This window comes from Microbacterium sp. LKL04 (assembly GCF_900102005.1).
In the GTDB taxonomy this organism is placed as follows: Bacteria; Actinomycetota; Actinomycetes; order Actinomycetales; family Microbacteriaceae; genus Microbacterium.
Genome location: NZ_LT627736.1, coordinates 1816700 through 1835679 on the forward strand (window position 1 = coordinate 1816700; position 18980 = coordinate 1835679).

General features: G+C 71.2%; 17 protein-coding genes and 1 riboswitch. Of the genes, 8 read left to right on the top strand and 9 right to left on the bottom strand.

Annotation, left to right across the window (positions count from 1 at the left end; genetic code table 11):
• Window positions 1-18 precede the first annotated feature (18 nt).
• The gene (gene glyA / locus BLP38_RS08945) at window positions 19-1293 is read right to left on the bottom strand and encodes a serine hydroxymethyltransferase (RefSeq protein ID WP_091356237.1); all 1275 of its coding nucleotides are present in this window, start codon (window positions 1291-1293) and stop codon (window positions 19-21) included.
• A 38-nt stretch (window positions 1294-1331) separates the two neighbouring features.
• Window positions 1332-1415: riboswitch (ZMP/ZTP riboswitch) on the bottom strand.
• A gap of 73 nt (window positions 1416-1488) precedes the next feature.
• On the opposite strand from glyA, the gene BLP38_RS08950 reads away from it, so the two are divergent.
• Together BLP38_RS08950 and nagA are read left to right on the top strand one after the other, a co-directional pair.
• Complete coding sequence (locus BLP38_RS08950) at window positions 1489-2961, top strand: family 20 glycosylhydrolase (protein ID WP_091356240.1); 1473 nt, start codon at window positions 1489-1491, stop codon at window positions 2959-2961.
• Window positions 2949-4097, top strand: a complete 1149-nt coding sequence (gene nagA, locus BLP38_RS08955; RefSeq protein ID WP_091356244.1) for an N-acetylglucosamine-6-phosphate deacetylase — start codon at window positions 2949-2951, stop codon at window positions 4095-4097. Before BLP38_RS08950 ends, nagA begins: the two co-directional genes overlap by 13 nt.
• 21 nt (window positions 4098-4118) lie before the next feature.
• Here nagA and BLP38_RS08960 read toward each other — a convergent pair whose 3' ends face one another.
• The 5 genes from BLP38_RS08960 to BLP38_RS08980 all read right to left on the bottom strand — a co-directional run bounded on the left by BLP38_RS08960 (window position 4119) and on the right by BLP38_RS08980 (window position 9459).
• Entirely contained in the window at window positions 4119-5018 is a 900-nt protein-coding gene (locus BLP38_RS08960; RefSeq protein ID WP_091356247.1) for an ROK family protein, read from the bottom strand.
• A 1-nt stretch (window position 5019) separates the two neighbouring features.
• Window positions 5020-5982 carry a carbohydrate ABC transporter permease gene (locus tag BLP38_RS08965; RefSeq protein ID WP_091356250.1) on the bottom strand — a complete coding sequence of 321 codons (963 nt, stop codon included), beginning with the start codon at window positions 5980-5982 and terminating at the stop codon, window positions 5020-5022.
• Window positions 5979-6950: a carbohydrate ABC transporter permease gene (locus BLP38_RS08970; RefSeq protein ID WP_091356253.1), complete on the bottom strand. Its 972-nt coding sequence runs from the start codon at window positions 6948-6950 to the stop codon at window positions 5979-5981. Before BLP38_RS08970 ends, BLP38_RS08965 begins: the two co-directional genes overlap by 4 nt.
• A 34-nt stretch (window positions 6951-6984) precedes the next feature.
• Window positions 6985-8247, bottom strand: a complete 1263-nt coding sequence (locus tag BLP38_RS08975; protein WP_091356256.1) for a sugar ABC transporter substrate-binding protein — start codon at window positions 8245-8247, stop codon at window positions 6985-6987.
• Window positions 8248-8322: 75 nt separating this feature from the next.
• Window positions 8323-9459: an ROK family transcriptional regulator gene (locus BLP38_RS08980; protein WP_091356260.1), complete on the bottom strand. Its 1137-nt coding sequence runs from the start codon at window positions 9457-9459 to the stop codon at window positions 8323-8325.
• Between the two features lie 116 nt (window positions 9460-9575).
• On the opposite strand from BLP38_RS08980, the gene BLP38_RS08985 reads away from it, so the two are divergent.
• Entirely contained in the window at window positions 9576-9971 is a 396-nt protein-coding gene (locus BLP38_RS08985; RefSeq protein WP_091356265.1) for a YrdB family protein, read from the top strand.
• Window positions 9968-11335 carry an FAD-binding oxidoreductase gene (locus BLP38_RS08990; RefSeq protein WP_091356268.1) on the top strand — a complete coding sequence of 456 codons (1368 nt, stop codon included), beginning with the start codon at window positions 9968-9970 and terminating at the stop codon, window positions 11333-11335. Before BLP38_RS08985 ends, BLP38_RS08990 begins: the two co-directional genes overlap by 4 nt.
• Here the strand turns inward: BLP38_RS08990 and BLP38_RS08995 are convergent.
• Window positions 11326-11949, bottom strand: coding sequence for a hypothetical protein (locus BLP38_RS08995; protein WP_091359713.1), 624 nt, complete (start codon window positions 11947-11949; stop codon window positions 11326-11328). The genes BLP38_RS08990 and BLP38_RS08995 overlap by 10 nt on opposite strands.
• A 117-nt stretch (window positions 11950-12066) precedes the next feature.
• Here BLP38_RS08995 and BLP38_RS09000 point away from each other — a divergent pair, with 117 nt between their 5' ends.
• The 3 genes from BLP38_RS09000 (at window position 12067) to BLP38_RS09010 (ending at window position 14548) form a co-directional block, all read left to right on the top strand.
• A complete protein-coding gene (locus BLP38_RS09000; RefSeq protein WP_091356271.1) occupies window positions 12067-12495 on the top strand; it encodes a hypothetical protein in 429 nt (142 codons plus the stop codon).
• A 112-nt stretch (window positions 12496-12607) separates the two neighbouring features.
• The gene (locus BLP38_RS09005; RefSeq protein WP_091356273.1) at window positions 12608-14032 is read left to right on the top strand and encodes a L,D-transpeptidase family protein; all 1425 of its coding nucleotides are present in this window, start codon (window positions 12608-12610) and stop codon (window positions 14030-14032) included.
• A gap of 63 nt (window positions 14033-14095) precedes the next feature.
• On the top strand, window positions 14096-14548 hold the full coding sequence (locus tag BLP38_RS09010; RefSeq protein ID WP_091356275.1) for a GNAT family N-acetyltransferase: 453 nt from the start codon (window positions 14096-14098) through the stop codon (window positions 14546-14548).
• A gap of 62 nt (window positions 14549-14610) precedes the next feature.
• On the opposite strand, the gene BLP38_RS09015 is transcribed toward BLP38_RS09010, so the two are convergent.
• Window positions 14611-16827, bottom strand: coding sequence for an NADP-dependent isocitrate dehydrogenase (locus BLP38_RS09015; RefSeq protein WP_091356279.1), 2217 nt, complete (start codon window positions 16825-16827; stop codon window positions 14611-14613).
• A gap of 114 nt (window positions 16828-16941) precedes the next feature.
• On the opposite strand from BLP38_RS09015, the gene BLP38_RS09020 reads away from it, so the two are divergent.
• A complete protein-coding gene (locus tag BLP38_RS09020) occupies window positions 16942-17910 on the top strand; it encodes an acetylxylan esterase (RefSeq protein WP_091356281.1) in 969 nt (322 codons plus the stop codon).
• On the opposite strand, the gene BLP38_RS09025 is transcribed toward BLP38_RS09020, so the two are convergent.
• Window positions 17911-18918, bottom strand: coding sequence for a LacI family DNA-binding transcriptional regulator (locus tag BLP38_RS09025; RefSeq protein WP_091356284.1), 1008 nt, complete (start codon window positions 18916-18918; stop codon window positions 17911-17913).
• Window positions 18919-18980: the final 62 nt, after the last annotated feature.

An 18980-nucleotide genomic window follows, 5' to 3' on the forward strand; every position in this document is an offset into this window, starting at 1 on the left:
GGGGCCGGATGCCGGCGGTCACTGCTGGAGGCTCGGGTAGAGCGGGAACGCATCGGCGAGCTTGGCGACGCGCGCGCGGAGCGCCTCGTGGTCGGCGCCCGGCAGCAGCGCGAGCGCGATGACGTCGGCGACTTCGGTGAACTCGGCGTCGCCGAAACCGCGGGTCGCGAGCGCGGGCGTGCCGATGCGGAGCCCCGAGGTGACCATCGGCGGGCGCGGGTCGTTCGGCACCGCGTTGCGGTTGACGGTGATCCGGATGTCGTGCAGCAGGTCCTCGGCCTGCTTGCCGTCGATCGCCGCGTCGCGCAGGTCGACGAGCACGAGGTGCACGTCGGTGCCGCCGGAGCGCACCGCGACACCGGCTGCCTTCACGTCGTCCTGCGTGAGGCGGTCGGCGAGGATCGCCGCTCCGCGGAGCGTGCGCTCCTGACGCTCCTTGAACTCGGGGGTCATCGCGAGCTTGAACGCGGTGGCCTTGGCGGCGATCACGTGCATGAGGGGGCCGCCCTGCTGGCCGGGGAAGACGGCGGTGTTGATCTTCTTCGCGATGTCGGCGTCGTTCGTGAGGATGAGGCCCGAGCGCGGGCCGCCGATCGTCTTGTGCACGGTGGTCGAGACGACGTGCGCGTGCGGGATGGGTGACGGGTGCAAGCCCGCGGCGACGAGACCGGCGAAGTGCGCCATGTCGACCCAGAGGAGCGCGCCGACCTCGTCGGCGATCGCGCGGAAGGCGGCGAAGTCGAGCTGGCGCGGGTAAGCGGACCAACCGGCGATGATGACCTTCGGCTTGTGCTCGATCGCGAGACGGCGGACCTCGTCCATGTCGACGAGCGAGGTCTCGGCGTCGACGCCGTACGCGACGATGTCGTACAGGCGGCCCGAGAAGTTGATCTTCATGCCGTGCGTGAGGTGACCGCCGTGGTCGAGCGAGAGGCCGAGCAGCGTGTCGCCGGGACGGGCGATCGCGTGGAGGACGGCGGCGTTGGCCGACGCACCCGAGTGGGGCTGGACGTTGGCGAACCCGGCACCGAACAACGCCTTGGCGCGTTCGATCGCCAGCTCCTCGGCGACGTCGACGACCTCGCAGCCGCCGTAGTAGCGGCGGCCGGGGTAGCCCTCGGCGTACTTGTTGGTGAGGACGGAGCCCTGCGACTGCAGCACCGAGACGGGAACGAAGTTCTCGGAGGCGATCATCTCGAGGAACCCGCGCTGACGGTCGAGCTCCCGCTCGAGCACATCGGCGATCTCGGGATCGACCTCGGAGAGGGGGGCGTTGAACAGCGAATCGGTCATGACGATCTCCTGACGACGGCTTTCGGGATGAGGAATCTCGCATCGGCCCAGGCGCGCGGTCGAATGCCGTGTCAATCGCTCCCCGGTGGTAGCCCACCTCAACGCCAGTCGCGACACTGCGAGCATAACGGATGAGGCCGCTGATAGGCTGGCGCGATCGGTTTTGTTAGGACACCTTACAGATCGGCGGCGGACATGCTCCCCCTCCCCCTCGTGCCCTTCCCCGCGGACGTCGACGTCGCGGACGCACCCGCCTTCGACCTGTCGCGCGCCGGTCTCTGGGGCGATCCGGATGCCGCGACCGCCCTCCGGTCGATCGTCGCCGCGCGCACGGGCATCGACCTGCCGGACGGCGACGCCATCTCGCTCGCCGTGCAGGACGGGGGCCCTGCGGAGTCGTACACCCTCGAGGTCGAGGCCACCGGCATCCGGATCACGGGAGCGGATGCCGCGGGCCTGTTCTACGGCGTGCAGACGCTCGGGCAGCTCGTTCGTCGTGACGGCGAGCGATGGGTGGTGCCGGCTGTCCGCATCGCGGACGCCCCACGCTTCGGTTACCGCGGGGTCATGCTGGACGTGGCCCGGCACTTCCACGCGGTCGACACGGTGACGGCGTACATCGACCGGGCCGCATCGCTGAAGTTCAACGTCCTGCACCTGCACCTGTCGGACGACCAGGGCTGGCGGCTCGAACTGCGATCGCGTCCCGAGCTCACCGAGAGGGCATCGGCGACCGCGGTCGACGGGGCTCCCGGAGGCTTCTACACGCGCGACGACTACCGCGCGATCGTCGCGTACGCGGCATCCCGTCACATGACCGTCGTGCCCGAGTTCGACATGCCGGGACACACGCACGCCGTCGCCCTCGCGTACCCCGAGATCGCCGAGGCACCGGTCACCGACGTCATCACCGAGGGCGCGATCCCGGTTGCCGGCGAGCCCTACACCGGCACCGCGGTCGGCTTCTCGTCGCTCCGCGTGCACGACGACGCCACCTACGCGTTCGTGCGCGACGTCTTCGCCGAGCTCGCCGAGCTCACCCCGGGACCGTGGCTGCACTTCGGCGGCGACGAGTCCCACGGGACGACGCCCGAGGACTTCGCGCACTTCGTCGCCCGCGCGAGCACCGTGATCGCCGACCTCGGCAAGACGCCGATCGCCTGGCACGAGGCCGGCGCCGCCGCGGGCCTCGTGCCCGGCACGATCGGCCAGTACTGGGGCTTCGTCATGCCGACGGATGCCGCACCGGAGCACGCCCGCGCTTTCGCCGAGCGCGGCGGTCGTGTCATCCTCTCCCCCGCCGACGCGATCTACCTCGACATGAAGCCGACCGACGACGCGCCCCTCGGACTCACCTGGGCGAACGGACCCACGAGCCTCGAGCGCGCGTACTCGTGGGAGCCGACCGAGGTCGTCGACGGCCTCCCCGAGGACGCGATCCTCGGGATCGAGGCACCCCTGTGGACCGAGACGGTCGCGAGCCTCGCCGACATCGACGCGGTCGCGTTCCCGCGCGTCGCAGCGGCGGCGGAGATCGCCTGGTCCGCACCAGCCGGATCGGAGCGCACATGGGGTTCGTTCCGGGCGCGGGTCGGCGGGCTGGGGCCGCTGTGGACCTCGCTCGGCATCCGCTTCCCCGCACTCGCGGAGGTCACGTGGACGACGTGACCCGCCTCATCCACTCCGCCCGGCTGATCGATGCGGGCACGGAGACCCCCGACGCGTGGATCCACATCGAGGCGGGCCGGGTCGCGGCATCCGGCACCGGTGGATCGTGGCGAGCGCTCGACGCCGACGAGGTCGTCGACGCGGGCGCGGTCGCTGGTGCGGACGCCGTGCTGACGCCCGGCTTCGTCGACCTGCACGGGCACGGTGGGGGCGGCCGCGCGCACGAGGAGGGCGTCGAGGCGATCCGCGTCGCCCGGGCGACGCACCTCGCGCACGGCACGACGCGCGCCGTCATCTCGCTGGTCGCGGGCTCACCTGCCGACCTCGCGGCCCGCCTCGGTGCGATCGCGGACCTCGCCGAAGCGGATGCCTCGGTCCTCGGCGCGCACCTCGAGGGCCCCTTCCTCGACCCGGCCCACCACGGCGCACACGATCCGGCGCTGTTGCTCGACCCCTCAGCCGAGACCGTTGCGGCACTGATCGAGGCGGCCCGCGGATCGCTCGTACAGGTGACACTCGCGCCCGAGCTACCGGGCGGACGCGAGGCGATCGCGCAGTTCGCCGCGGCCGGCGTCGTCGTCGCGGTCGGTCACACGGACGCCGACGTCGAGGCCACCCGCCGTGCATTCGATGCGGGCGCCACCGTCCTCACCCACGCGTTCAACGCGATGCCGGGACTCCATCACCGCGCCCCCGGCCCCGTCGGCGCCGCGACCGGCGACCCGCGTGTGACGATCGAGGTCATCGCCGACGGAGTACACGTGCACCCCGACGTCATCCGGATGCTGTTCGCGGCAGCTCCCGGACGCATCGCGCTCGTCACCGACGCCATGGCCGCCGCCGGCGCGGCTGACGGGACCTACCTGCTCGGGTCGCTCTCGGTGACGGTCGAGGCGCGCGTCGCACGCCTGGCCGACGGCACGATCGCGGGTTCCACGCTGACACAGGATGCCGCGCTCCGCACCGCTGTCGCCGCGGGAGTGGCGCTGCCCGACGCCGTCACGGCCCTCACGACGACTCCTGCGCGCGCGATCGGCCGGCCCGAACTCGGCTCGCTCGCCGTCGGGTCCGTCGCCGACGCGGTGATCCTGGACGCCGGGCTCCGCGTGCGGCGGGTCTTCAGCGGGATGGTCTGAGCCGCGGCGTCCGCGCCACGCTCAGCCCGGCACGACCCCGGCAGGGGCTTCCGCCAGGAGCGCCGCGCCGACCGCGCCGACTGGCGCGCCGGACGGAACCGGCGCGACGCGGTCCGCCAGATCGAGCGAGGCGAGGAAGGCCGACCCGGATGCCGCGGCCCGCAGGGCCGTGCGAACCGGCCCGAGCAGCCGCTCCCCCAGGTGCGAGACCCCGCCGCCGAGCACGACGACGTCGACGTCTGCTGTGAGGACGAGAAGCTGCGCCGCGGCGGCCACGCCGCGCACGACGTCCGCCTGCAGCGACTCGGCGAACGGATCGCCGGCGGCGGCCGCGTCGAACACGTCGGCCACCGGGAACGCGGAGGGCCTCCCCCATCGCGCCGCGACCGAAGCACCTCCGGCGAGCGCCTCGATGCAGCCCCGTTGCCCGCAGGGGCAGACGGGACCGGCGGGGTCCACGCTGAGATGCCCGATTTCCCCGGCCGCGCCCCGCGCGCCGCGCCACGGCATCCCGTCCCGGACGATCCCCGCGGCGACGCCCGTCCCGAGGTTGAGGTAGGCGAGCGAATCGACACCCGGAAGGAGCGCTCGGGCCCCGACGGCAGCGGCTCGCACGTCGTTGTCCACCGTGGGCCGGAGTCCGAGCCGTGCGGCGAGCGCCGCGGCCAGATCGAACTCCGCGATACCGAGGTTGAGGGCGTGACGGACGACGCCGTCCCCCGCGATCTGGCCGGGGACGCCGACGCCGAGGGCGTCGAGCTCTCGGCCGCCGGCGAGCACCTCGACGACCGCCGCGATCCCCTCGACGACCGCGGCGGCACCGCGGCCGGTCGGACGGCGTTCGACCCCGAGGACGCGACCGGCCTCGTCCACCGCGACGGCGAGCGTCTTCGTCCCGCCGACATCCACTCCGACGCGCATCTCAGCCCTTCACTGCGCCGGAGACGAGCCCACCGGACATCCGTCCCTGCACGATGAGGAAGAACACGACCACGGGGATCGAGATGAGGGTGGATGCCGCCATCACGGCACCCCAGTTGGTCGCCTCGGTCGCGGACTGGAACGACAGCAGCCACGGCGGCAACATCAGGTTCTGGCCGCGCAGCAGGAGGAGGGCCATCGTGAACTCGTTCCAGGACTGGATGAAGGCGAAGACGCCGGTCGCGACCAGCCCCGGGGCGAGGAGCGGGAACGTGACCTTCCAGAACGCCTGCGACCGCGTGCAGCCGTCGATCATGGCCGCCTCCTCGAGGTCGACGGGGACTCCTGCAACGAAGCCGCGCAGGGTCCAGATGGTGAACGGGACCACCGCGGCGACGTAGACGATCCCGAGGCCCAGGAGGGTGTTCATGAGGCGCCAGTCGTCGATCATCCCGTAGATCGTGAACATCATGGCCTCACCGGGGATCATCTGGACGATGAGTACCGAGACGATGAAGGAGCGCCGTCCGCGGAAGCGGATGCGGGCCACGGCGATCGAGGCGAGGAACGCGACGAGCAGGGTGACGACGAGGACGCCGACGGTGACGAGGCTCGAGCTGAGGAGCCCGTGCACGAAGTCGGTTTGACCGGGGGCTGCCGGCCGTGTCCACGCCGTCTCGTAGTTGCGGAGCGTGAAGTCCAGCGGCAGGAAGCTCGGCGTGCGGCTGATGATCGACTCGCCGCTCGTGAACGACATGTTCAGCATCCAGTACACCGGGAACACGGAGCAGGCGAACACGACCAGCGCAGCCAGGTTGAGCAGGATGCGGCCGACGGGCGAGCGGCGCCGCCGCCGCGCGGCGAGCGAGCCGGGGAGGGGCGTCCGGGCGTCGCCGACGGGGCCGGCGATCTCGTCGACGCCGACCGTGGACAACTGCGCGGCAGGGGTGATCTGCGTGCTCACAGCTCCTCCTCCTTGAGGGTCGTGCGGACGTAACCCCACGAGAGGGCGAGCAGCAGGATGACGGTCAGCACGCCGATCGCGCTCGTGACGCCGAACTCCCCCACCCCCTGCCGGAAGATGTAGGTGCCGAGGACGTTCGTCTCGGAGACGAGGCCGCCGCGCTGTTGCAGCGTGTAGACCTGCGTGAAGATGCGGAGATTCCAGATCACCTGCAGGACGACGACGACCGTGACGACGTTACGGAGGTAGGGGTAGACGACCAGTCGGAACCGCTGGAGGCCCGTCGCACCGTCGAGCGAAGCGGCCTCGAGCACCTCGCCGGGGACCTGGCCGAGCGCGGCGTAGAGCGTGAACGCCGCGAACGGAACGCCCTGCCATACGACGATGATCGTGAGGACGACGAAGAACGACCACGGGTCGAGCAGCCAGGAGTGGTTCGTGAAGCCGGTCGTGCCGGTCACGGTGTTGAACAGCCAGTTCACGAGTCCGTACTGCGCGTCGAAGATCCACCCCCAGACGGTGGTCGCCGCCAGCGGCGGCATCGCCCAGGCGAGGAGCAAGCCGATCGAGACGAGCAACCGCCAGCCTCGGCTCAGGCGGGTCATCAGCACCGCGACGAGCGCGCCGAGCCCGACGATCAACACCGTCATGACGAGCATGAGTCCGAGGCTGCGGACGAGCACCGCCGGGAAGTCCGACGCGGTGAACACCTCGAGGTAGTTCTCGAAGCCGACGATGTCGGGGAGGGTCCCCTGCACCTTGTCGCGGATCGAGTAGTCGGTGAACGACTGGACGACCATGAGGACCGCGGGGTAGCCCACCATCACCGCGAGGATCACGAGCGACGGGCCGAGCAGCGTGAGCGCCGCCGCGCCGTCCTTGCGTCGACGCCCGCGCGCGCGGTCCGTCGACGCGAGGCGGTCGCGCGGCGAGGTCCCCGGCCGCGGACGGGTGAGTGTTCCGGACATCGTCGTCTCCGTGAGAGGTCGGTCGGCGGCCCGGTCAGGAGTTGAGGATCGCTTCGATCTGGCCGTCGAGGGCGGTGGCGATCTCGGTGACGTCGCCCCCCTGCGCGATCTTCACGAGGGCGTCCTTGATGACACCGGCCGACTCGACCTCGGCCCACTTGGGGCTGGCCGGGACGGCCTTGGAGGATGCCGCGGCCTTCGCCGCCTCGGCGGTGATGGCGTCGTCGGGCAGGTACTCCGCGAACGAGGTGCGCGCGGGGATCAATCCGTTCTCGGCGAGGATCTTCTGGTAGCCCTCAGAGAGGATGACCTGCAGCGCCGCCTGCGCCTTCTCCTGGGCGTCGGACTTCGCGGCGACCGCGATGTTCGAGCCGCCCGCGAACACCGGTGCGACCTCGCCGGCCGTCATGCCGGGAAGCGCGAATGCCGCGAGGTCCTTGCCGGCCTCGTCGGGGCATCCCGGAGCCTCGGCGTCCGCCGCCGCGAGGATCGACCACTTGACCCATGCGGGCGCGGAGAGGAAGCCGACCTCACCGGCGCAGAACGGCACCTGCGGGTCGGCCTCGTCGGAGTCGGCGGGGGCGATCGTCGCGTTGGTGTACACGTCCTGCAGCATCTCGAGGCCGGCGATCCCGCCTTCGCTCGAGAAGCCGCCGACCCACTGGTCGCCGTCGAGGGTGGCGATCTCTCCGCCGTTCGCCCAGATGTAGGGCAGCGCGTTGTACCAGTCCTTGCCCGGGGCGTAGATACCCGACTTCGTCGCGGTCGTCCCATCGATGCCGGCCTTCACGTAATCGGCGAGCGTCGTGGGCACCTCCCCCGAGTAGGTCGAGGGCGAATAGAACACGACGCGCGATCCGGCGTAGTACGGCGCTGCGTAGAGCGTGCCCTCCTCGGACCCGAGGTCGACGAAGCTCTTCAGCATGTCGTCGCCGCCGAGGTCGTCCTGGATGCCGGAGAGGTCGGCGAACAGGCCCTGCGAGATGAACCCGGGCGCCTGCGTGTTGCCGACCTCGACGATGTCGGGGGCGTCGTTGGACGAGAGCGCCGCGACGTACGCCTCACCGGTGTCCGCCCACGTCTTCTCCTCGATCGTGAGAGTCCAGCCGTCGTTCTGGTCTTCGAACGTCTTCTTCAGGTAGTCGCGCGCGTCCTGCGGGGTGTCCGTGCCGACGAGCCACACGGTCAGGTCGCCGGTTTCGGCGCTCCCGCTCGCGGGTGTGCCGCCGCCGGCGCAGCCGGACAGGACGAGGGCTGACGCGCCGAGGAGCGACAGTGCTCCGAGGGTCTTCTTCATAGCGGTTCCTTCACTGTGTGGGATGCGGCGGCCCGGTCGAGCCGTCGCGGATGCGGGTGGTGCGGGTGGTGCGGATCAGGAGACTCCGAGACGGCCGGACAGGACCATGACGGCCGCGCCGCGGAGGACGATATCCTCGCTGTGGGTCGACATGCGGACCTGGAGCCCGTCGTGGAACGTGGCGAGGGTGCGGGTGCGGACCGTCTTCGCCGCGGCGTCGGCGAGAGCCCCTCCGAGGAGGTCGGCAGGCCCCGAGAGCGCGATCTCCGAAAGGTCGAGCGCTCCGACGATCGGCGCCAGGGCGATGCCGAGTCGCTCCCCGGCGTCGCGGAGGACGCTGTCGGGGTCGTCGGTCGCGGCCAGACGCGCGGTGAGGGCGGGGACCGCGAGCCACGCTTCGAGGCATCCGATCTTGCCGCAGGCGCAGGCGGGACCGCCGTCTGTGCCGACGGTGACGTGACCGATCTCGCCGGCGGCGAAGCGGGCGCCGGCGAGCGGCTCTCCCCCGGTCAGCAGGCCCGCACCGACACCGCGGCCGACGCGCACGAGGATCACGTCGTCGCCGGCGCCGCCGAACGTGTGCTCGGCGAGGACCGCGGCGTTCGCGTCGTTGGCGACGAGTACGGGGAGTCCGACCTCCGCCTCGAGGGCTGCGGCGAGGTCCAGATCCGACCAGCCGAACCCGGGTGCGGCGAGGACGACGCCGCGGTCGTCCACGACGCCGGGAGTCCCGACGCCGAGCCCCAGGACGGGCGCATGTGCGTCGGCCACGACCGTGCGAGCGAGGCCGATGATCGCCTCGAGGACGTCGGACGGGCGTGCGGGGACGGGGACGCTGTGTCGCGCGACGATCTCGCCGTCGAGGGTGAGCACCGCGCCGAGAAAGCTCTCGCTGCCCGACAGATCGAGCCCGACGATGCGGTGACCGTCGCGGGCGATGTCCACGAGGATGGCGGGCTTTCCGGGACCGGATGCCTCCCGCAGACCCCGCTCGACGACGTACCCGTCGTCCATGAGCGACCCGACGAGGTCCGACACGGTGACCCTCGTCAGCCCGGTCTCACGCGCGAGGTCGGCCCGGCTCATCGCACCCTCGGAGAAGAGCGACTGCAGCACGAGCGCGCGGTTGTGCGCCCGGGCGTGCTCCGGAAGGATCTTGCCCGCGGCGCGTCTGGAACGGGTTACGGCGGCGGATCGGGTCGGCGTCGGCATGTTTGTTAGTAAGCCTTACCAATAGTCACCACGCAAGTGCCCAACCCCTATTTGCAAGCAGTCTTAACAAACTCGTTACACTCCGGTCGCCGCCGCCGCCCCCGTAGAATCGAGGCATGTCCGAGCTCCCCCACGTCCGGCCCGAACGACCCGCGGAGCCCGCACCGGCCGCCCGTGCCGAGAGGCTGTCGGCCCTCGATCTCCTCAGCTTCCTGTGCACCCTGTTCGCGGTCGCGTCGCTCGCCATCTGGGGCTTCACCGCGTGGGAGCTCCCCTGGAACATCGTCTTCGGCATCGCCGCGCCCCTCGCGACGCTCATCGTGTGGGGCCTGTTCGCCTCGCCGCGCGCCGTCATCCGCGTGCACCCCTTCGTGCGCGGACTCGTCGAACTGCTCATCTACCTGTCGGCGACGATCGCCTGGTGGAGCGCGGGGCAGGCCTGGATCGGACTCGGCTTCGCGGTGGTTGCCGTCGTGGTCGGCGTCCTCGCGGGACGCCGACGCCTGTCGTGACCGACGTCGCCGCCCTCCTCCGCGATGCGCTCGGCGAGCGCGTCGACACGTCGGCGGCGGCTCTCGATGCGGCCCGGGCTGACAAGTCGGGTCACCGCGCGGCCGGACGGCCGCTCGCGGTCGTGCACGCGGCATCCGTCTCAGATGTGCAGACCACGATGCGGATCGCCTCCGAGACCGGAACGCCGGTCGTGACCCGCGGCGCCGGGACGGGCCTCGCCGGCGGAGCGAACACCGGCGAGGGCGAGATCGCCCTGTCGGTGCGCGACATGAACCGAGTCCTCGAGGTCCGCCCCGACGACCTCCTCGCCGTGGTGGAGCCCGGCATCCTCAACGCCGACCTCGGGCGCGCTCTCGCGCCGTACGGCGTATGGTGGGCGCCCGACCCGGCCAGCCGCGAGATCTCGACCGTCGGTGGCAACATCGCGACGGGCGCGGGCGGGCTCCTGTGCGCCAAGTACGGAGTCGTCCGCGACGCCGTCCTCGCCCTGGACGTCGTCCTCGCCGACGGCCGGCTCATCTCGACGGGCCACCGCAGCGTGAAGGGGGTCACCGGATACGACCTCACCGCGCTCATGATCGGATCCGAGGGGACCCTCGGCGTCGTCGTCGGCGCGACCCTCAAGCTCCGCCGTCTCGTCCCCGGCGAGACCCGCACCTTGACCTCGCAGTTCCCCGACGTCCGGACGGCCGCCGCCGGCGCCGCGGCGGTGACCGCGTCCGGCGCGCAGCCCGCGATCATGGAGCTGATGGATGCCGTGAGCCTGGCGGCCGCGCATGCGCTCCTGGGCCTTCCCGCCCCGACGCCCGGCGCGACCCAGCTGACGGTGCAGACCGACGGCGTCGCCGCCGCCGCGGAGCAGGCGGCGATCGCGGCCGTCCTGACCTCAGCCGGCGGCGCGGTCCGCCTCGCCGCCGACGACGCGGAAGCCGCGCAGCTGTGGGCGGTGCGTCGCGCGATGCATCCGGCGATGGAGAGCCTCGGCACGGCGCTCATCGAGGACGTCTCCGTGCCGCGGAGCGCGCTCCCCGCGATGTTCGACGAGATCGCCCGCATCGAGGCGCAGTACGACCTGACTATCCCGACCGTCTGCCACGCGGGCGACGGCAACCTGCATCCCAACTTCGTCTTCAACGGGGACGAGGTTCCCGAGCGCGTGTGGCAGGCAGCGGATGCCCTGTTCCGCGCGGCCATCGCCCTCGGCGGTACCCTGACGGGCGAACACGGCATCGGCGTCCTCAAGAGCCGCTGGCTCGCCGACGAACTCGGCGCGGATCAGTGGACCCTGCAGCGGGGGATCAAGACCGTCTTCGACCCGGCCGGCATCCTCAACCCCGGGAAGGTGTTCGCCGCTCAGCCGTGACGCACGGCCGCGCCCGACGGCGTCCGCGATCCCCGATCCGGTGCCGGCTGGGTCGTGACGGCGAGCACCATCGACACGATGCCGACGACCGCGGGAATGGTCGCGGGGAGGACGCCGACGGGGCCTCCGATCCCGGGAGCCACGATGGTGACGGCCGCGAAGACGACGGCGAGCCCCAACCCGAGCGTGATCGCCGCGAGCGGGATCCAGCTCCAGGGGCGAGGGATGACGCCGATGCGCAGGATCGCGATCGCGCCGCCGATCGCGAGGATGTAGGAGACGATCGCACCGAGCGCGGCCGTCGGCTCCGCAGCGGGGCCTGCGGCGTACCCGGTCGGCCCCGCCCACCAGACGGCGCGGACGAGGACGAACCCTCCGAGAGCGAGCAGTATCGCCATCCCGGCGGGTCGCCGTGCGACCACACTGTCCGCGGGCCGGAGCCCGAAGGCGTAGACGACGCAGGCTCCGGCGGCGAGGACGGCGGCCCCCACCTCGTACGGCACGGCCGCCGCGTTCCCCGATCCGGTGGCGATGGCGGCGAGCACCCCGAGGAGGCCCTGCCCGAGGAGCAGGAACCCGCCGAAGAGCCACGACCACACCGTTGTGCGCTGCATGGGCACACCATAAGCCCGGAGGACGGCCGATGCCACCCGCCGTGCACACCCGGGTCCACGGTTCCTCCAGCGAAGCCGTGGCAGGCTCGAACGGTCCCGACCCCGAGGAGGCCCGACGTGTCCGCATCCCGCTCCGCCCGCGCCGTCGGCGTGTTCCTGACCGCCGGATGCGTCGCCGCCGTCTGCGCGGCGTGTTCACCCGCGGACCACCACGGCGAGAAGCAGAGTGTCGCCTCCGCATGCGAGGCCGTCGCCACCGCCGTCGACGATGCGATGACAGCGTTCGCCGATGCGGATGCCACCGACCCGTCCACCGCCGCGAACGCCACCGCGAGCGTCCGCGCGCAGTTGGAGGAGCTCGCGCCGTCGATCCACAACGCCCGTGTGGCCGCCGTCGTCGCCGACCTCCGGTCGGGGTTCGACGTCCTCGCGACGGCGACCTCCGCCGCCGCGGACGGCGACCTCGACGGCGTCACGGGTCTCGGCGAGGCGACCGACCGCATCCGTTCCGGCGTCTCCGAATATCACGATCTATGCGCGCGGTGAGCCGGACGCACCCCTGGTCGCGTACCCTTTTGTGAAGCGACATTCGCCCTGGCGACGAGACCCCGGATCCCCGTGGCGTCCGGGACGCCGGGCAGCAGCTCGGGGGAGATCGATGTCCGAGACCATCACACGCCAGGACGCCGACGCCACCGTCGTCTCCGACGCCCCCGTCGACGTGCGCTGGGCGCCCACCGAGCCGGCCCGCAAGCCCCGCCGCCTGTGGCTGAAGATCGGCGTCCCGGCAGCCGCCGTCGTGGCCGCGGCGACCGTGTGCTCGCTCGTCCTGATCGCACCGGGCACGACCGCAGCCGGCGTTCCTGTCGGGGGACAGACGTCCGGTGCAGCGGCGGAGTCGATCTCGTCCCGCCTGGCCGACATCGAGGTGACCCTCGGTGAAGGCGGTCCCACCGTTTCGGCCGCCGACCTCGGTGCGACCGTCGACGCCTCAGCTCTGGCGGACGCGGCGTTCGCGGGCAGCCCGATGTGGAACGTGACCGCGTGGTTCGCCGAGTACGGCACCCCCGACGTGAGCCTCGACGCCGACCGGGCGGCGAATGCGCTGCGCGCGGCCCTGCCCGACGCCTACACCGACCCGACTCCCGCTGCGGTGACGTTCCAGGACGGCGCTTATGCGGTGACGCCTGCCGTCGACGGGACGGGCGTCTCGCTCGACGCCGTGCGCGGCGCCCTCCAGTCGGCCCTGTCGACGGGCGCCGGCACGGCGACCGTCGACCCCACCCCGGAAGCCGTCGCCTCGGTCGTCACGACGGCCGCGGCCGAGACGAGCGCCTCGAGCCTGAACGACATGATCGCCGAGGCGGGCTTCTACGTGGGCGACGACCGCGCCGTCCCCGTGACCGCCGACACGCTCGCGTCGTGGGTGGATGTGGCAGCCGACGAGACCGGCACGTTCTCCTTCACGGTGGATGCCGCAGCGATCCAGACCGCCGTCGACACCCTTCCCGACCAGGTCAACCAGGACCCGGTCGACGCGAACGTCCTCTCGAACGAGGCCGGAACGGTTCTCGCGACGCTGGTCGAGGGGCAGGACGGCCGAGCGCTGGGTGACACGTCGAATGTGGCGCGCGACTTCGCCGACCAGCTCGCCGCCGGCGATGCCTCGTACGATCTGGCTGCCGATGTCACGGCGCGCAGCACGGTCAGCACCGTCCGCCTGGCCGAAGTGGATCTCGGAGAGCAGCGCCTGTACCTCAAGGAGAACGGCAAGGTCGTCGACACCTGGCTCATCTCGAGCGGCCGGGACGGCGCCGTCACCTATCAGGGTCACTACTCGATCGGATGGCGCACCCCGCTCCAGGACATGAAGGGCACGTCGCGCGACACGGGCTCGAAGTACACGCAGCCCGACGTCCCCTGGGTCATGTACTTCAACGGCAATCAGGCCTTCCACGGCGCGTACTGGCACGACAACTTCGGTAACCAGATGAGCGCCGGCTGCGTCAACATGCCGCCCGCCCTCGCGAAGAAGCTGTACGACTGGATGCCCGACGGCGGCGACGTCTGGATCCACGCCTGACACATTCCGGATCCTCGGCATCCGTCCTGTGCGCAGGACACCGATCACGGTTAGCCTGTGCTCATGGCTGACCTCCGCGTGGAAGAACTGTCGGCGTCGACGATCGTCGCCGTGAACACCCTCTCGCTCAAGCCGGGCCAGGAACGCTTCATCGCACCCGAGAGCTATGCGATCGCAGCGACCGTCGTCGATCCCGCCACGTCGTGGCAGCGAGTGATCCTCGACGGCGACGAGGTCGTCGGTTTCGTGAGCGCCGGCTTCGACGAGGACGCCCCGCACGAGCACTTCCGCTCGGTTCTGTGGCGGATCAACGTGGATGCCGACGATCAGGGCCGCGGCGTCGGTCGCTACGCCGTCGACCAGCTCGTCGACGAGGCGCGCGCCCGCGGCTTCGATCACGTGAACGTGATCTACGAAGCCGGCGAGGGCGGACCCGACGCGTTCTTCCGCCGCGTCGGCTTCACCCCCGTCGACGAGACCGAGTACGGCGAGGTCGTCGCGCAGATCCGTCTCTGACACTCCCCCCAACGCACGGATGCCCCGGCCCGCTTTCGCGGCCGGGGCATCCGTCGGTCGGATCAGAGTCCGTCGATGATGCCGTTCAGCGTCGCCGACGGGCGCATGACCTTCTCGACCAGCGCGGTGTCGGGACGGTAGTACCCGCCGATCTCGGCGGGCGAACCCTGGACGGCGACCAGCTCGGCGACGATCGTCTCCTCGTTCGAGGTGAGCGCCTCGGCGACCGGGGCGAACGCCGCAGCCAGCTCGGCGTCGGCCGTCTGACGGGCGAGCTCCTGCGCCCAGTAGGTGGCCAGGTAGAAGTGGCTGCCGCGATTGTCGATCGTGCCGAGGGCGCGGCCGGGCGACTTGTTCTCCTCGAGGAAGGTGCCGGTGGCAGCGTCCAACGTATCGGCGAGGACCTTGGCGTGCGCGTTGCCGGTGTAATCGGCGAGGTGCTCGAAGGATGCCGCCAGCGCGAAGAACTCACCCAGGGAGTCCCACCGGAGGTAGTTCTCCTCCACGAGCTGCTGCACGTGCTTCGGGGCGGAGCCGCCCGCACCGGTCTCGAACAGTCCGCCGCCGGCGAGCAGCGGGACGATCGAGAGCATCTTGGCGCTCGTGCCGACCTCGAGGATCGGGAACAGGTCGGTCAGGTAGTCGCGGAGCACGTTGCCGGTGACCGAGATGGTGTCCTCGCCGCGGCGGATGCGCTCGAGCGAGTACCGGGTCGCGTCGGCCGGCGCGAGGATCTCGATCGTGAGCCCCTCGGTGTCGTGGTCGGCGAGGTAGGCCTTCACCTTGGCGATGAGGTTCGCGTCGTGGGCACGGCTCTCGTCGAGCCAGAACACGGCCGGATCGCCGGTCGCGCGGGCGCGCGTGACGGCGAGCTTCACCCAGTCGCGGATCGCGATGTCCTTGGTCTGGGTCGCGCGCCAGATATCTCCCGGCTGCACGGCGTGCGAGAGGAGGACCTCGCCGGCGGCCGAGACGACCTCGACGGTGCCCGCCGCGGAGATCTCGAACGTCTTGTCGTGCGAGCCGTACTCCTCGGCGGCCTGCGCCATGAGGCCGACGTTCGGCACGGAGCCGATCGTGGCGGGGTCGAGGGGACCGTTCGCGATCACGTCGTCGATGGTCGCCTGGTAGACCCCGGCGTAGGAGGAGTCCGGGATCACGGCGATCGTGTCGGCCTCGCCGCCGTCGGCGCCCCACAACTTGCCGCCGTTGCGGATGAGCGCCGGCATCGAGGCGTCCACGATCACGTCGGACGGGACGTGCAGGTTCGTGATGCCCTTGTCGGAGTTGACGTACGACAGCCGCGGGCCGGCGGCGATCGCCGCATCGAACGCCGCGCGGATCTCCTCGCCGCCCTCGACGTGGGCGAGACCGGCGAGGATCGCGCCGAGCCCGTCGTTGGGAGTGAGCCCCGCCGCCGCGAGCGTGTCGCCGAAGCGCGAGAACACGTCGGCGAAGAATGCGCGGACGACGTGACCGAAGATGATCGGGTCGCTGACCTTCATCATGGTGGCCTTGAGGTGCACGGAGTAGAGCACGTCCTCCGCCTGCGCCTGCGCGACGGTGTCGGCGAGGAACGCGTCGAGTGCGGTCGCCGAGAGGAACGTCGCATCGACGACCTCGCCGGCGAGGACCTTCAGGCCGGACTTGAGTTCCGTCACGGTGCCGTCTTCGCCCGTGAAACGGACCGACAGGACGTCGTCGCCCTCGAGGACCGTGGAGGCCTCGTTCGACGCGAAGTCGTCGTGCCCCAGGGTCGCGACGCGGGTCTTGCTGCCGTCGGCGAAGGGCTTGTTGCGGTGCGGGTGCTTGCGGGCGTAGTTCTTCACCGAGAGGGGCGCGCGACGGTCGCTGTTGCCCTCGCGCAGGACGGGGTTGACCGCCGACCCCTTGACGCGGTCGTAGCGCGCGCGGACGTCCTTCTCGGCGTCGTCCTTCGGCTCGTCCGGGTAGTTCGGCACGTCGTAGCCGGCGGCCTGCAGCTCGGCGATCGCGGCCTTCAACTGCGGGATGGATGCCGAGATGTTCGGCAGCTTGATGATGTTGGCCTCGGGCTGGGTCGCGAGGGCCCCGAGCTCGGCGAGCGCGTCGCCCACCTGCTGCTCAGCGGTGAGCTTCTCGGGGAACAGGGCGAGGATGCGGCCCGCGAGCGAGATGTCGCGCGTGTCGATGCCGACGCCCGCCTTGCCTGCGAAGGCCTCGACGATCGGCAGGAAGGACGCCGTCGCCAGCGCGGGGGCCTCGTCGGTGTAGGTGTAGATGATGGTGGAATCAGGCACGTGTCGTCTCCAAGAAAAGGGCGTCGCGGATGCTCCTCAGCGTATCGCACCGCCCCGGTTTCTCTCGATGTCGAGATATCTCCAGCCGTGACCGCCGACCGCTAGGGTGAGGCCGTGCCGCGCTTCGATCTGCCCCTGTCCGACCTCCGCGACTACCGCCCCGAGATCCGCATCCCCGCGGACTTCGACGACTTCTGGTCGAGCACCGTCGCCGGTGCACGGGAGGCGGGCGGATCACCCGTCGTCACCCCGATCGAGACCCCTCTCCGCGGGATCGACGCCTTCGACGTCACCTTCCCCGGGTTCGCCGGCGACCCGGTGAAGGGATGGCTGCTGCTTCCGGCCCAGCGCGACGGTGCCCTGCCCGCGGTCGTCGAGTTCAACGGGTACGGCGGGGGCCGCGGCCTCCCCTTCGAACGCCTCGAGTGGGCGGCATCCGGATACGCGCACTTCTTCATGGACACCCGCGGTCAGGGCAGCGCCTGGGGATCGGGCGGCGCGACCCCCGATCCCCACGGTGCCGGACCGGCGTTCCCGGGGTTCATGACGCGGGGCATCGACGACCCGGAGACCTACTACTACCGTCGCGTCTTCACCGACGCGGTGCGGGCGATCGACGCGGTGCGCTCCCTTCCCGAGGTGGATGCCTCCCGCGTCGCCGTCTGCGGCGGCAGCCAGGGCGGCGGCATCGCGATCGCTGCGGCTGCGCTCAGCGACGACCTCGTCGCGGCGATGCCCGACGTCCCGTTCCTCTGCCACTTCGGGCGAGCCGTGGGCATGACCGGGCGCGACCCCTATGAGGAGGTGGCCCGTTACCTCGCGGTCCACCGCGGTGCGGAGGAGCGCGTCTTCGAGACCCTGTCGTACTTCGACGGGGTGAGCTTCGCGGCGCGGGCGCAGGCGGCATCCCTCTTCTCCGTCGCCCTGCTCGACCCGATCTGCCCGCCGTCGACCGTGTTCGCGGCGTTCAACGCCTGGGCGGGAGCGGACAAGGAGATCGAGGTGTTCCCCTTCAATGAGCACGAGGGTGGTCAGGCCTACCAGTGGCAGCGGCAGGCGGAGTTCCTCGCGGCGCGGATCTGATCAGCCGTCCGCGGGCGGGCGCTCGCCCGTTCCTCGCTCGATGATCCACGTCGGTAGCGTGATCTGGCGCACGAAGCCCGAGGGGTCCCCGATCCGCTCCATCGCGAGCGTCGCCGCGCGTCTGCCGAGTTCGAGCGGGTCGTAGGAGATCACCGAGACGCCGAGGACGTCGGCCGTGTCGAAGTCGTCGAAGCCGATCAGTGCCGTCTGCTCGTCGCCGCGCGCTCGCAGGGCGCGGAGTGCGCCGACCGTCACCCGGTTGTTCCCGGCGATGATCGCGGTGGGCGCCGCATCCTCCCGCCAGAGACGCTGGACGAGATCGACCGGCGGGATCGTGAGGTCGTCGCCCAGCATCTCCCATCGGGCCGAGTCGACGCCGATCTCCGACATCGCCTGCCGGTAGCCCGCGAGCCGCTCGGACTGCGTCCAGACGGACGCCGGGTTGCAGACGTAGGCGATGCGACGGTGACCGCGCGTCGTCAGCCGCCGGGTCGCCTCGAGGACGGCGACGCGGTTGTCGAGGACGATCGAGTCGGCCGCGAGGTTGCGCGCCGGGCGGTCGATCGCGATCACCGGGGTTCCCAGTTGGCGTTCGCCCTCGAGGTAGGACTGGTCCTCGCCGACCGGGATGAGCAGGAGCGCTCCGACCCGCTGCGCCAGCAACGCGTCGGCCACGCGGCCCTCCCCTTCCTCGGTGTCGTCCGTGGTGGCGACGACGAGGCTGAACCCGTGGGCGGAGAGCTCCTTCTCGATGCCCGCGGCGACCTTGTAGTAGAACGGGTTGCTCAGCTCGCCGATGATGAAGCCGACCGTACGGCTCCCGCCTCGACGGAGCCCCTGCGCGAGGCTGTTGGGCCGGAACCGCAGCCGTTTCGCCGAGGCGAGCACGCGTTCGACCGTCTGGGGGGCGACGAGCTCGCGTTGGGCGAACACGCGCGAGACCGTCTTCGAACTGACGCCGGCCAGACGTGCGACATCGTCCAGCGTGGCCCGTTGCTGCACCGTCATTGTGCCTCCTCCGCGCCAGACTACCAGTCCGACTGAGATGACGACGATAGACATTTCTGCGA

What these genes read in the sequence shown, in the direction of transcription:
- BLP38_RS09010 (WP_091356275.1), top strand. Translation starts at nt 14,096, where the DNA reads ATGGCTGACCTCCGCGTGGAAGAACTGTCGGCGTCGACGATCGTCGCC.
- BLP38_RS08980 (WP_091356260.1), bottom strand. Translation starts at nt 9,459, where the DNA reads ATGCCGACGCCGACCCGATCCGCCGCCGTAACCCGTTCCAGACGCGCC.
- BLP38_RS08975 (WP_091356256.1), bottom strand. Translation starts at nt 8,247, where the DNA reads ATGAAGAAGACCCTCGGAGCACTGTCGCTCCTCGGCGCGTCAGCCCTC.
- glyA (WP_091356237.1), bottom strand. Translation starts at nt 1,293, where the DNA reads ATGACCGATTCGCTGTTCAACGCCCCCCTCTCCGAGGTCGATCCCGAG.
- BLP38_RS09005 (WP_091356273.1), top strand. Translation starts at nt 12,608, where the DNA reads ATGTCCGAGACCATCACACGCCAGGACGCCGACGCCACCGTCGTCTCC.
- BLP38_RS08970 (WP_091356253.1), bottom strand. Translation starts at nt 6,950, where the DNA reads ATGTCCGGAACACTCACCCGTCCGCGGCCGGGGACCTCGCCGCGCGAC.
- BLP38_RS09025 (WP_091356284.1), bottom strand. Translation starts at nt 18,918, where the DNA reads ATGACGGTGCAGCAACGGGCCACGCTGGACGATGTCGCACGTCTGGCC.
- BLP38_RS08995 (WP_091359713.1), bottom strand. Translation starts at nt 11,949, where the DNA reads ATGCAGCGCACAACGGTGTGGTCGTGGCTCTTCGGCGGGTTCCTGCTC.
- BLP38_RS08985 (WP_091356265.1), top strand. Translation starts at nt 9,576, where the DNA reads ATGTCCGAGCTCCCCCACGTCCGGCCCGAACGACCCGCGGAGCCCGCA.
- BLP38_RS08960 (WP_091356247.1), bottom strand. Translation starts at nt 5,018, where the DNA reads ATGCGCGTCGGAGTGGATGTCGGCGGGACGAAGACGCTCGCCGTCGCG.
- BLP38_RS08950 (WP_091356240.1), top strand. Translation starts at nt 1,489, where the DNA reads ATGCTCCCCCTCCCCCTCGTGCCCTTCCCCGCGGACGTCGACGTCGCG.